This is a genomic window from Mycobacterium sp. E2989 (genome assembly GCF_001667595.1).
Lineage (GTDB): Bacteria > Actinomycetota > Actinomycetes > Mycobacteriales > Mycobacteriaceae > Mycobacterium.
Genome location: NZ_LZJX01000120.1, coordinates 40,883 through 53,312 on the forward strand (window position 1 = coordinate 40,883; position 12,430 = coordinate 53,312).

Consider the following 12,430-nt stretch of genomic DNA (forward strand, 5'->3'; position numbering starts at 1 on the left):
AACACGGAACGGTAAAGATTTGCGCACCAACGCGTTTTGCGCGTGCGTTCCTAGACCTTTTCGCTGACCTTTTCGATCCCGGCGACCGTGCGCTTGCCGCGGCGCAGCACCAGCCACCGGCCGTGCAGGAAATCCGTGGGCTGCGGCGCCCACTCCTCGCTGTCGATCCGGGCGTTGTTGACCGACACCCCGCCCTCGCCGATGGTGCGGCGGGCGGCCTTCCTGCTCTCCGACAGGCCGCTGGCCACCAGCAGGTCGACGATCCCGTCGGGGGCGCCGGGTTTGAGCTCGGCCACCGAGGCCTCGCGCAGCGCGGCCGCCAGCGTCGCCTCGTCCAGCCGGTCCAGCTCGCCCTGACCGAACAGCGCCCGGCTGGCGTGCTCGACGGCCTCGGTGGCCGCTTCGCCGTGGACGAGCACGGTCAGTTCGCGGGCCAGCCGGCGCTGGGCGGCGCGCTGCTGCGGGCGCTCCCGGGTGGCCTGCTCCAGCTCGGCCAGCTCGTCGGCCGACAGGAAGGTGAACCACCGCAGGTACCGGATCACGTCGGCGTCGGCGGTGTTGAAGAAGTACTGGTACCACGCGTACGGGGTGGTCATCGCCGGGTCCAGCCACAGGCTGCCGCCGCCGGTGGACTTGCCGAACTTGGTGCCGTCGGCCGCGGTGACCAGCGGAACGGTGAGCGCGTGCACCGTCGCGCCCAGCTTCTGGCGGACCAGCCGGACGCCCGCGATGATGTTGCCCCACTGGTCGGAGCCGCCGATCTGCAGCGTGCAGCCGTACCGCCGGTGCAGCTCCACGTAGTCGTTGGCCTGCAGCAGCATGTAGCTGAACTCCGTGTAGGAGATGCCCTCGCCCTCCAGCCGCCGCCGGATGGTGTCGCGATCCAGCATGACGTTGACCGAGAAATGCTTGCCGAGGTCGCGCAGGAACTCGATGGCCGAGAGGCCTTGGGTCCAGTCCAGGTTGTTGACGACGACCGCGCCCGTCGGGGATTGGTCGAAATCGACGAAGCGCTCCAGCTGCCCGCGGATGCGCCCGGTCCAGTCCGCGACGGTGTCCGCCTCGTTCAGGGTGCGCTCGCCGACGTCGCGCGGGTCCCCGATCATGCCGGTGGCCCCGCCGGCGAGCACGATGGGGCGGTGCCCGGCCCGCTGAAACCGCCGCAGCGCCAGCAGCGGCACCAGGTGCCCCGCGTGCAGGCTGGGCGCGGTGGGATCGAAACCCGCGTACACGGTCAGCGGCCCGCGCTCGGCGGCCAGCGCGTCGAGGTCGGTGGACTGCGCGATCAGGCCGCGCCAGCCCAGCTCGTCAAGGATCCCGGAAGACATCGCGCACGACTTTAGTCGCTCCCGGGGCCACGATTCGCCGCCGCGCGGCTCGATAAGGCAAGCTAACCACCGTCGCGCCATCGACGTGGGCGCGCCGACGACGCGGAGCGTGATGGACAACCGATACTGGCCGATCGTGGTCATCGCGGTGATGCTCGCCCTCGGGCTGACGCTCACGATCGACGACTTCAAGCGCGCCGCCACGCTGCGCAAACCCCTGGCGGTGGCGCTGATCTGCCAGGCGTTGTTGCTCCCGGCCCTGTGCCTGGTGATCGCCGAGGCCTTCCGCCTCGCGCCCCCGCTGGCCGTCGGGCTGATGCTGATGGCCGCGACCCCCGGCGGGACGATGTCGAGCATCCTCAGCCACCTGTTCAACGGCGACCTGGCGCTGAACCTCACGCTGACCGCGATCAACGCCGTGCTGTCGATCGTCGCGCTGCCCGCCATCCTGGCGGTGTCGATGACCTGGTTCCTCGGCGAGGGGCGGTTTCTCCCCCTGCAACTGGACAAGTTCTTCGCGGTGTTCGGCATGGTGCTCGTCCCGATCGCCACCGGGGTGGCCTTCCGGCACCGCTTTCCCGAGGCGGCCCGGCGGCTGCAGAAGCCGGTTCGGATCTTGGCCATCGCCCTGCTGGTCGTCGCCGTGCTGGGCGCCGTCGCCGGCGGACGAAAGACGCTGTGGCACAACATCGGAGCGCTGACCGGGGCCGTCGTGGCCTTCTGCGCGGTCAGCCTGACGGTCGGCTACCTGGCGCCGCGGCTGATGCGCCTGGCTCCCCGGCAGGCCGTGGCGGTCAGCCTGGAGGTCGGCATGCACAACGCCGTGGTGGCGATGGGCGTGGCGTTGAGCCCGCAGTTGCTCAACAGCGTCGAAATGGCCACGCCGGCCGCGCTATACAGCGCCGTCGCGCCCCTGATGGCCCTGACGTTCGTGTTCCTCGCGCGGCGCGTGGACCCCGCGTATCGCGCCGTCGCCCTGGCCGACGCCTAGACCTAATCACTGGTGGCGACCCGCTTCGCCCGGTCCCCCAGCTTCGCGGGGGTGCCCCCAACGCCGCGCTTGCGATCGCCACTAATCACTGGTGCCCGGGGCCGGCGCCCGCGGGCTGCGCCGGTACGCCGAAACCTCCGGGCGGCCCGGGAGCCACAGTCGCCACGGCCGGTCGGCGGCCTTGCTGACGCCCACGCGTGGCCCGGACACGGCGGTCAGCGGCTCGTTCAGTTCCAGCGTTACCGCACCGTTCGGGTCGAACAGGTCAATGCCGTTGTCTTCCATGGTGATTCCCAGGGCCGAGCACAGGTTGCCCGGGCCACGCGCGAGCGCGGCCGCGCGGACCAGCTCGCCGCGCCGGGCGCGGGCGACGTCGGTGCCATCCTCCAGCGCGGCGGCCCGCAGCAAGACGGCCGCGGCGGTCCCGTCGGGCCCGCAGGAGACGTTGGCGCAGACGTGGATCCCGTGGCTGCGGTAGGTGTAGAGCCGGCCGGGCGGACCGAACATCACCGCGTTGCGGCCGGACATGCCGCGGTAGGAGTGGGCCGCGGCGTCGGGCCAGGGGCCGTCGGGAACGCCGCCGTAGGCCTCGACTTCGACGATGACGGCGCTGACGCCGCGCCCGGTGAGGGTGGCGCCGAGCAGCCGATGGGCGGCCGCGACGGGGTCGACGAGCAGCTCGCGTGCGGCCACCCACCGAACCTACCGGCACCGCCGCCATGGCAATATCCCGGTGTCGCGGGGACCCCCAGGACCCCGAGAAGGAGCCGAGCCATGCATTCGATCGACCCCGCCGCCACCGCGTGGCTGCTGGCCAGCACCGCGCTGGTCCTGCTGATGACCCCCGGCCTGGCCATCTTCTACGGCGGCATGGTGCGCACCACCGGGGTGCTCAACATGATCATGATGAGCTTCATCTCCATCCCGCTGGTGACGGTGGCGTGGCTGCTGGTGGGCTACACCATCGCGTTCTCCGAAGACGGGGCGAGCGGCTTCGTCGGCAACCTTCGCCACATCGGAATGCTCGGCATCAACCCGGACACCGCCCACGGCGCGGTACCCGAATTGCTGTTCGCCACCTTCGAGGTGACGTTCGCGATCATCACGGCCGCGCTGGTGAGCGGCGCCATCGCCGACCGCGCCAAGTTCGCCGCCTGGATGGTGTTCGTCCCGGTGTGGGCCGTAGTCGTGTATTCGGTTGTGGCGCATTGGGTGTGGGGGCCGGGCGGCTGGCTGGCCAAGCTCGGCGTGCTCGACTACGCGGGCGGCCTGGTCGTCGAGATCGTGTCCGGGTCCTCGGCCCTGGCCCTGGCGCTGGTGCTCGGGCCGCGCATCGGCTTCAAGAAGGACGCGATGCGCCCGCACAACCTGCCGCTGGTGTTGCTCGGCGTCGGCCTGCTGTGGTTCGGCTGGTTCGGGTTCAACGCCGGTTCCGCGCTGGCCGCCAACGGGACCGCGGCGGCCATCTTCCTCAACACGCTCGTCGCCGGCTGCCTCGGCATGCTCGGCTGGCTGTCGGTCGAACAGATCCGCGACGGCCGGCCCACCACGTTCGGCGCGGCGTCCGGGGTGGTGGCCGGGCTGGTCGCCATCACGCCGTCGTGCGGAACCGTGAACACGCTCGGCGCGGCGGTCGTCGGGCTCGCGGCCGGCGTCGTGTGCTCGTTCGCGGTCAGCGCGAAATTCCGCTTCAACTACGACGATTCGCTCGACGTGGTGGGCGTGCACTTCGTGGGCGGCGTGGTGGGGGTGTCGCTGATCGGGCTGCTGGCCACCGCGGTCATGACGTCGGGGCCGCGGGGCCTTTTCTACGGGGGCGGCCTGGGCCAGCTGGGCAAGCAGTCGCTCGCGATCGTCGTCGTCGGGCTCTACGCGTTCACCGTGTCGTTCGTGCTGGCCAAGGTGATCGACCGGCTGATGGGCTTCCGGCTCAGCGCCGAAGACGAGACGACCGGCGTCGACCTCACCCAGCACGCCGAGACCGCGTACGCCGAGGGCGTGCACGGGCACCTGCCGCTGCGCCGTCCCGGATTGGACGACCGCACCAACCCTTGACAACGCCTCCCCGGAGGACGATATTCATCACATGATGACTTCATCACGTGATGAATTAATCGGCGACCAGGCCGTCCGCATCGATCACCTGCGCGTGATCCGCGGTAAGCGGCCCGCCCTGCACGACTTCTCGGTGCAGATCGGGCGCGGCAGCATCACCGGCCTGCTCGGCCCGTCGGGCTGCGGCAAAACCACCCTGATGCGCTGCATCGTCGGCACCCAGATCGTGACCTCGGGCACCGTCACGGTGCTCGGCCACCCGGCCGGGTCGGCGCCGCTGCACCGCCGCGTCGGCTACCTGCCCCAGGACCCCACCATCTACAACGACCTGCGGATCGTCGACAACGTCCGCTACTTCGCCTCGCTGTACGGTTTCGACCGCCACGCCGCCGACGCCGCGATCGAGCGGGTCGGGCTGGCCGACCACCGAAGCGCCTACTGCGGCAACCTTTCCGGCGGCCAGCGCACCCGGGTGTCGCTGGCGTGCGCGCTGGTCTGCCGCCCCGAGCTGCTCGTGCTCGACGAACCCACCGTTGGCCTGGACCCGGTGCTGCGCGCCGATCTCTGGGAGCAGTTCACCGAGCTGGCCCGCGGCGGAACCACGCTGCTGGTGTCCAGCCACGTCATGGACGAGGCCGACCACTGCGGCGACCTGTTGCTGATGCGCGACGGCCACCTGCTCGCGCACACCACCCCGACCCAACTACGAGAGGACACCGGATGCACGTCACTGGAGGACGCGTTTCTGTCCATCATCAGGCGCAACACCATGCGCCAAGCCGGTTAGGGCTCAAGGGCTACACCGCGACCACGACGCGGATCCTGCGCCAGCTGGCGGCCGACCACCGCAGCGTCGCGATGATCCTGTTCGTGCCGGTGCTGGTGATCACGTTGATGTACTTCATGTTTCAGAACGCGCCGCACCGGCCCGGCACGCCGGCCCCGTTCAACAACGCCTGCCTGATCCTGCTGGGCCTCTTCCCGCTGTTCGTGATGTTCATCATCACGGCGATCACCATGCAGCGCGAACGCGCCTCCGGGACGCTCGAGCGCATCCTGACCACTCCCCTGCGCCGGTTCGATCTGCTGATGGCCTACGGCACGGCCTTCTCGACGGCCGCTGCGGCGCAGGCAGTTCTGGCCTGCATCGTGTCGTTCTGGTTGCTCGGTTTCGACACCGCCGGCAGCCCGGCGTGGGTGTTCGCGATCGCGATCGTCAACGCCGTTCTCGGCGTGGGCCTGGGCCTGTTGTGTAGCGCGTTCGCCCGCACCGAGTTTCAGGCCGTGCAGTTCATCCCGCTGGTGATGGTGCCGCAGCTGTTGCTGGCCGGCATCATCGTGCCGCGGGCGGTGATGCCGCACTGGCTGCAGTGGGTCAGCAACGTGATGCCGGCCAGCTACGCGCTGGAGGCGCTGCAGCAGGTGGGCGCGCACCCGCAGCTGACCTACATCGCGGTGCGCGACATCGTCGTCGTGCTGGGGTTCGCGCTGGCGGCGCTGTGTCTTGCGGCCGCGACGCTGCGGCGGCGGACCAGCTAGTGGCCGTTGCTAAAGCCGGGCGCCGGCGGCCCGGGCGGCCGGCCGGCAGCTCCGACACCCGCGATCGCATCCTGGCGTGCGCGCGAGAGCTGTTCGCCACCAATGGGATTGGCAACACCTCGATCCGCGCCGTGGCGGCGGCGGCCGGCGTCGATTCGGCGCTGGTGCACCATTACTTCGGCACCAAGGAGAAGCTGTTCGCCGCGGCCGTGCACATCCCGATCGATCCGATGGACATCATCGGCCCGCTGCGCGAGGTGCCGATCGACGAAATCGGCCACCGGCTGCCGTCGATGTTGTTGCCACTGTGGGACTCCGAGATCGGCACGGCCTTCGTCGCCACGCTGCGGTCCATCCTGGCCGGCACGGAGGTCAACCTGTTCCGCACGTTCATCGAGGACGTGATCGCGGTGGAAGTCGGTGCGCGCGTTGACAATCCGCCCGGAAGCGGAATCCTCCGCGTCCAATTCGTGGCGTCGCAGCTGGTGGGCGTGGTGCTGGCGCGCTACATCCTGCAGTTCGAGCCGTTCGCGTCGCTGCCGGCCGAGCAGGTCGCGCGGACCATCGCGCCGAACCTGCAGCGCTACCTCACCGGGGATCTGCCGGACGGCCTCGTGCCATGAGCCGCGCGTGCTCGTCGTCGCCGACGTCGCGGGCCTCGTCGACGAGCAGCACCGGGATGCCGTCCTCGATGCGGTAGGCCCGGCGCAGCCGCGGGTTGTACAGCTCGTCGTCGATGAGCAGCAACGGGCCGCGGTCGGCCGGGCACACCAGGATGCTCAGCAGCGAATCGTCAACCATCGGCACGCCCGCTCAGCGCCGCCCGCACGCCCGGGGTCAGCTTGCGGAAGAAGTTGCCCTCGGCGTCGAAATGCCAAACGTGGCGGCCCGGTTTGGGAATCCCGGCGGCGCGCAGGGCGCTGACGGTCGGACGGTAGGTCGCGCTCAACGTCATCTCCGGGCATACCTGGACGATGTCGGGGCCCACCCCGACGGGGATCTTCGCGACGGCGTCCGTCAGGTCGGCCGCGGTGATGCTGGCGCCGGGTAGCAGCGTGACCGCGGAGACCGCGACTTCCCGGTCGCCCACCGGCACGTTGTAGGTCACCGCGAGGTCGACACCGTTGACGCAGCCCAGCACGTCGGTGACGGACTCCGGATACACCAGGCCGCGGGCGGTGTGCACCACCGAGCCGCGCCGGCCCGCCCACCAGTAATCGCCGTCGTCGTCGCGGTAGAACAGGTACTCGGTCGAGATCCAGGTGTCGCCGGCGGCGAACACGCCGCGCTTGACCGACGCCGTCGGGTCGATCGGGCCGTTGGACGCGGCCAGCAGCACCCCGACCTGCTTCGGCTCGGCGATCTCGACGAAGCCGCGATCGTTCTCCAGGATCAGATCGTGCTCGGCGTCATAGGCGCCCAGCTCGATGCGCCCGACGCCGGGCAGCGGCCGGCCCTTGCTGCCGGTCTTGGCGCCGGACACGTTGGCCAGCACGGCCTGCCCGTCGGTGGTGGCGAAGAACTCGACGACGTGGGCCGGCGCGAACGCGTCGACCACCCGTCCCCACAGCCCGGTCGGCATGCCGGAGCCGATGAACAGCCGCACCGGGTGGTTGCCGTGCAGCACGAACGCGGGATCGTCCACGATCTCCCGGAGCATGGCCCAGGTGTAGGACACCACCGTCACGCCGTACTGGCGCACCTCCTGCACGAAGCGGTCGCGGTCCAGGCCGCGCGACAGCGCGATGCGGGTGCCGCCGACCACCGCGCCGCCCAGGCTGACCAGCAGCGCCGACTCGTGGTGCAGCGGCGTCAGGCAGTACAGCGTGTCGCGGCGGTCGAGGGCCGCCGTGGAGGCGGTCCCGAAGGCGGACACGGCCCAGCGGTAGTTGGTGATCTGCTTGGCCACCAGCTCGCCCCCGGCCGCGCTGAAGGCGATGAAGGCCAGGTCCCGGGCCAGGCCGGGGTTGGGCCGGTACCAGCCGGGCAGCTCGACGGCGTCGGGGTCGATCTGCTCCATGTCGATGACGTCGCTGTCGTCGGGCAGGTGCAGATCCCGCGCCTCGCCGCCGCCCAGCACCAGCACCTGCCGCAGCCCCTGGCGGTCCGACGCCAGCACCGCCTCCAGGTTGGGCGGGTCGGTCAGCAGCTCGGTCACTCCCCCGAGCCGGACCGATGCGGCCAGGTCGGCGTCCGGCCGCATCACCACCGCGATCGCGCCCAGCCGCGACAGCGCGGCGATGGCGACCAGCGCGCTGGGCCGCGTCTCCATCAGCACGCCCACCCGATCCCCTTGGCGCACACCGACATCGATCAGGCCGCGCACGACGTTGTTGATGCGCCGGTTCACGGCCTCGTAGGTGTGCACGCGGCCGTCGAACAGCAGGAACTCGCCCTGCGGGGCGTCGTGGGCCTGCTCTTCGATGATGCGGCCCAACGAGATTCGCGTGTGGTCGTTGATCTGTCCCAGCCGCACCAGGCGCGGCAGCGTGCGGGCCGTTTCGACGGCCAGGGTGCGCACGGATTTGTTGGCCGCGACCACCGTGTTGGCCGCCCCGCGCACCAGGCCGAGCGCGGCTTCGGACACCTCGCCGACGCCGTGCACCAGCCGGGAGCTCAACGCGACGCCGCTGTCGGTGTGCTCCTCGGGCTGGTCGGCCATCAGGTCGATGCTGTCCGGTTTGTCGCCGCCGGTGGACAGCCACTTCACCCATTCGGCGACGGTCGGCCAACTCTGTTGCGCCGCTTTGGATCCCACGACCAGGCCGAAATGGCCCGTGCGGATGGTCCGTTCGTACACTTCGGCGTCGGGGGCGGCCCGCCGGATGCCACGCACCGACGCGGGCTGGCCGATGTCGTCCACCTCGCCGACGAAGGCCAGCACGGGACAGGTGATGTCGGTGAGCGTGACCATCTGGCCGTTGACGGCGAAGCCGCCGGTCATCATCCGGTTATGGGCGATGAACTGCTTGAGCAGTTCGGAGATGGCCGGGCCCGACCACGCGATCCATCCCTCGCGCTCGAGGAACCGGCGCTGCTGTTCGCGCGGGAGCAGCGCCTCGCGGTCGTGCAGCTGGCGCAGGAAGTCCACCCGGGCCTTGGCGGTCTTGAGCGGGTCCAGCATCTGGAAGCCGGTGCGCGCCATCCAGCTGGGGATGGCCAGCCGGCTGAACACGTGGTCGGCCATGAAGTTGGCGGCCGGCGCGGCGAAGTTCGCCGGGATGCCCATGGGCAGGGCGGCCAGGGTGTCCACCGGCGACCCGAAGGTGACGATGCTGGCCAGGCTCTTCGACCGCCGGTAGGCGGCGACCTGGTAGCACCACATGCCGCCTTGCGAGTACCCGACCAGGTGGATGTCGCTGCCGGTGGTCTCCTTGACCGTGTCGATGGCCTGACTGAGCGCGACGATGTGGTCGGCCAGGGTGCGGCGCATGCCGCCCTCGACCTTGTCGGGTTCGCCGAAGTCGATCACCCACGGATCGATCCCGTTGGCGTGCAGGATGCCGACCGCGCCCTCCTCGCGGGTGACGTCCCACATGTCGGCCGACATCATCATCGGGTGCACCATCAGCACCGGCGGGCCCACCGGCGGTTTGTCCGGCCGGCTGTCCGGCGGGAAATAACGTCGGAGCTTGTACATCGGTACGCTCTCGACGATCTGCGACGGCGAGGGGACGGTACCTGTTTCCAAGCCCCCCAGCCGGACGACCTCCAGCCCGTTCTGCGCCGTAGCGATCAGGCGCTCGACCGGTCGCGTAACGATCGACAAGTTGAGATCCACGGCCCGCTCCCCTATGTCTTGACAGCTCCGACATCATGGCACACCGGCGATCTTGGCGGGCCTGGCCAGGCAATTTGCCCGGGCGCGGGGTCTAGTGGCAATGCGCGAATTGGTTCTCGCAAAACATGCCGACGGCGTTCGAGCCCCTCGAGGGTTTGGCTTCGTCGGACGGATCGACCGTGAGCGCGGGGGTCGAGGTCACCAATTGGTCGAGGAGCGACGGCCCCGGCGCCCCGAAAACATCCGAATCCGCGCGCGCGGCGCCGGCGCCGCCGATCAGAGTCATCACGCCCACCGCCGCGGCCAGCAGCAGTCCGCGAACAAGCGGGTGAGTTCTCATCGCGGCACTCCTGTCGTCCCCTACTCCAAGCTGACGATTCTACCGGCCTGGCAAACGAGGCAGGTGCGGGATTTCCGGTCCCATAACGGTCACGAACGCACAACGACTTCGGCGGGACGGCCAGCAAATTTCGCGACCGTGCTCGTGCCGTACCTACGGTGTCGTCGTGTGGCCGGTAGCTGTGGTCGTTCGTCGCGCCGCGATCCTCGCGTCGTGCATCGTCATGTCGGCGGTCCCGGCGCCTCGGACGCTGGCGGATCCCGACGCCGAAGAAGCCGCCGCCACCTCCGCAGCGGCACCCGATGAGGGGCGGATTCCCTCGTCCGACCCGGTGACCTTCACGACGCCCGAGGGCTGGGTCTTGGCCCTCGGGGCGAAGGACGAGTCACAGACTCCGATAGCGCCGCTGACGACCGCGGTCTCGTCTCGCGAATATCTCTCTCGCGGAACATTCGCCGCTTCGCTGGAAGGGCTCGAAAACCCTGCCGGCGTCCTCGAGGTGGGCTACGAAATCGGCTGCGGGATCGACATGAGCACGTCCAACGGCGTCACGATGGCGGGCAGCGCCGGCGTCAACCCGGGCATCGGCTTCCCGTTGGCCGGTGGTTTCATCCCGCTGGTGACCACGCCGTTCAACGGGGTGGTCACCGTCGGCCTCAAACCCGGCGTGATCCTCGTCGTGCCGGTGACCAGGAAGGAATTCAAGGGCCCACATCCCCGCGTCATCATCACCGGCTTTCACGTCAAAATCGATGGCTGCGTGGGTCAGTCGTTCATCCGGTCGTATGCGACCCTGACCCAGCAGACGGACGAATCCGACGTGGTGCTCTCCTACGTTGGCGTCACCAAGTCCGTCTGAACCCTTGTCCCGCAGTCAGAACGGCGGCGGGTCCTCGTCCGGCGGGGCGGGTCCAATTCCGCTGGCGGCGTTGGTGTTTAGCGCCACGCCGGAGTCGCGGTTGTGTTGACGCTCGCTGGCGACGCGGTGGGCGCGGTTCTGGGCGCGGGTTCGGTTGCGCCGCGGCATCATTGCGGTGCGTTCGCCGCAACGCTCAACGACCGTCTGAACGGGGGCGTCGCCGGTGGGCGCGCACAGGCTGGGGAACAACAGCGCGCTGCCCGGGGTGGTGACGTAGGTATGCTTGTCGGGCAGCCGCCAGATCAGCGTGCCGTCGGGCAGCTGTTGGTCGCGCCAACCCCAGAACGTTTTCAGCAAATGATGTTGGCGGCAAAGACATTTCAGGTTCGACGGATGCGTCGCCCCACCCTCGGCGTACGGGACCGTATGGTCGATGTCGCAGTCGACGGCCGGGCGCTCACAGCCCGGCGCCCGGCAGGTCAGGTCCCGGCACCGCACGAAGTCGGCCAGCTTGGCCGAGGGAATGTAGCGCGGCTCGGCCTCGAGCGGGGCGCCCAGCGGCACCAGCTTGGCCGTGCGCGCCAGTTCGGCGATCACCTCGGCCGGCACGAGCCCCTCCACGCCGGGCAGCACACCCGGGGCCGCGCCGCGGCCACCGACCGCGGCCTGCTCGGCGACCACATGGATCACCACATTGCTCGCCGTGCGCCCACCGGCGTCGCAGCCCGGCGTCCCGCACTGACAACCCAACCGATCCGCACCGGCGGCCAGCGCGCCGAGAGCATCGGCCCGCCGCCGCCGCTGGGTGCGCGGATCGGCGCCGCACACGCCGGCGGCCAACTCGTCGAGCCGCCGATCCAGAGCATGCCCGTCGGCGCCGAACACGCTGCCCGTCAGCCACGCCATCCCCGACTCATTGGCTTGCATGTCGACAAAGCGATCGTCGATCGCCTCCTTGGCCCGCCGCACCGCGTCGGCGTCCACCAGCGCCACCACCCGGTCGACCGCCGCGCCCAACCCGCCGCGGGTCAGTGACGGCCGTCGCGACAGCAGCGCCGCGACCCGCGCGTCCACCCGCTCCAACACCCCAGGGTCGGTGACCAGGTCGGTGCGGAACACGAGCGTCTGAAACGCCCGATAGTCGATGTCCCCGGCCTGGAACGCCTTGCCCACCTGCGGCAGCCGCTCACGCATCGCCATCGCATACCGCAGATAGCTGTGCGCCATCGCCACACTGCAGCCCAACGCCGCGCCCACCTCCGCGGCCACCGCATCCCACGCGTCGGCCGCCCAGTCCGCCCGCTCCCCCGACTCCCGGCACCGGAGCACCAGCAAGTCCGCGACCGCGACCAAACGTTCCGCGGCCGCCCCCGCCTCCGCCCGCCCGGCGTCACGCATGCGGCCCAGCAGGACCGCCGACTCCGGCGCCGGAGGCGACGCGTGCCATCGTTCGAACATGTGTTCGATGCTACACGACGGGCCCGACAACACGCCACCATCCGACACCGGTCGGACTGTTTACACCGTCGGGGATCGG

General features: G+C 70.1%; 12 protein-coding genes. 6 read left to right on the forward strand and 6 right to left on the reverse strand.

Annotation, left to right across the window (positions count from 1 at the left end):
- Positions 1 to 50: 50 nt before the first annotated feature.
- A complete protein-coding gene (tyrS, locus tag A5680_RS22095; protein ID WP_055404409.1) occupies positions 51 to 1,328 on the reverse strand; it encodes a tyrosine--tRNA ligase in 1,278 nt (425 codons plus the stop codon).
- A gap of 112 nt (positions 1,329 to 1,440) precedes the next feature.
- On the opposite strand from tyrS, the gene A5680_RS22100 reads away from it, so the two are divergent.
- Complete coding sequence (locus A5680_RS22100) at positions 1,441 to 2,319, forward strand: bile acid:sodium symporter family protein (protein WP_055404407.1); 879 nt, start codon at positions 1,441 to 1,443, stop codon at positions 2,317 to 2,319.
- Between the two features lie 81 nt (positions 2,320 to 2,400).
- On the opposite strand, the gene A5680_RS22105 is transcribed toward A5680_RS22100, so the two are convergent.
- Positions 2,401 to 3,012 carry a DNA-3-methyladenine glycosylase gene (locus A5680_RS22105; RefSeq protein WP_067823231.1) on the reverse strand — a complete coding sequence of 204 codons (612 nt, stop codon included), beginning with the start codon at positions 3,010 to 3,012 and terminating at the stop codon, positions 2,401 to 2,403.
- 81 nt (positions 3,013 to 3,093) lie between these two features.
- Here A5680_RS22105 and A5680_RS22110 point away from each other — a divergent pair, with 81 nt between their 5' ends.
- Genes A5680_RS22110 through A5680_RS22125 form a run of 4 tightly spaced genes read left to right on the forward strand, consistent with a single transcriptional unit; the run spans position 3,094 to position 6,536 of the window.
- Positions 3,094 to 4,374, forward strand: coding sequence for an ammonium transporter (locus A5680_RS22110; protein WP_067823233.1), 1,281 nt, complete (start codon positions 3,094 to 3,096; stop codon positions 4,372 to 4,374).
- Positions 4,375 to 4,405: 31 nt separating this feature from the next.
- A complete protein-coding gene (locus A5680_RS22115; protein ID WP_067823236.1) occupies positions 4,406 to 5,161 on the forward strand; it encodes an ABC transporter ATP-binding protein in 756 nt (251 codons plus the stop codon).
- Positions 5,095 to 5,913 (forward strand): ABC transporter permease, encoded by an 819-nt coding sequence (locus A5680_RS22120; RefSeq protein ID WP_082955912.1) that lies wholly within the window; start codon positions 5,095 to 5,097, stop codon positions 5,911 to 5,913. The genes A5680_RS22115 and A5680_RS22120 overlap by 67 nt, the downstream gene beginning before the upstream one ends.
- Positions 5,913 to 6,536, forward strand: coding sequence for a TetR/AcrR family transcriptional regulator (locus A5680_RS22125; protein WP_067823287.1), 624 nt, complete (start codon positions 5,913 to 5,915; stop codon positions 6,534 to 6,536). Before A5680_RS22120 ends, A5680_RS22125 begins: the two co-directional genes overlap by 1 nt.
- Here the strand turns inward: A5680_RS22125 and A5680_RS22130 are convergent.
- From A5680_RS22130 to A5680_RS22140, 3 genes are all read right to left on the reverse strand, one after another.
- A complete protein-coding gene (locus A5680_RS22130) occupies positions 6,502 to 6,714 on the reverse strand; it encodes a Trm112 family protein (RefSeq protein ID WP_067823282.1) in 213 nt (70 codons plus the stop codon). The genes A5680_RS22125 and A5680_RS22130 overlap by 35 nt on opposite strands.
- Positions 6,707 to 9,694, reverse strand: coding sequence for an acyl-CoA synthetase (locus A5680_RS22135; protein ID WP_055405559.1), 2,988 nt, complete (start codon positions 9,692 to 9,694; stop codon positions 6,707 to 6,709). Before A5680_RS22135 ends, A5680_RS22130 begins: the two co-directional genes overlap by 8 nt.
- A 91-nt stretch (positions 9,695 to 9,785) precedes the next feature.
- A complete protein-coding gene (locus A5680_RS22140) occupies positions 9,786 to 10,034 on the reverse strand; it encodes a hypothetical protein (protein ID WP_067823243.1) in 249 nt (82 codons plus the stop codon).
- Between the two features lie 181 nt (positions 10,035 to 10,215).
- On the opposite strand from A5680_RS22140, the gene A5680_RS22145 reads away from it, so the two are divergent.
- On the forward strand, positions 10,216 to 10,893 hold the full coding sequence (locus tag A5680_RS22145; protein ID WP_231977676.1) for an MspA family porin: 678 nt from the start codon (positions 10,216 to 10,218) through the stop codon (positions 10,891 to 10,893).
- Positions 10,894 to 10,908: 15 nt separating this feature from the next.
- On the opposite strand, the gene A5680_RS22150 is transcribed toward A5680_RS22145, so the two are convergent.
- Positions 10,909 to 12,351 (reverse strand): HNH endonuclease signature motif containing protein, encoded by a 1,443-nt coding sequence (locus A5680_RS22150; RefSeq protein WP_067823246.1) that lies wholly within the window; start codon positions 12,349 to 12,351, stop codon positions 10,909 to 10,911.
- Positions 12,352 to 12,430: the final 79 nt, after the last annotated feature.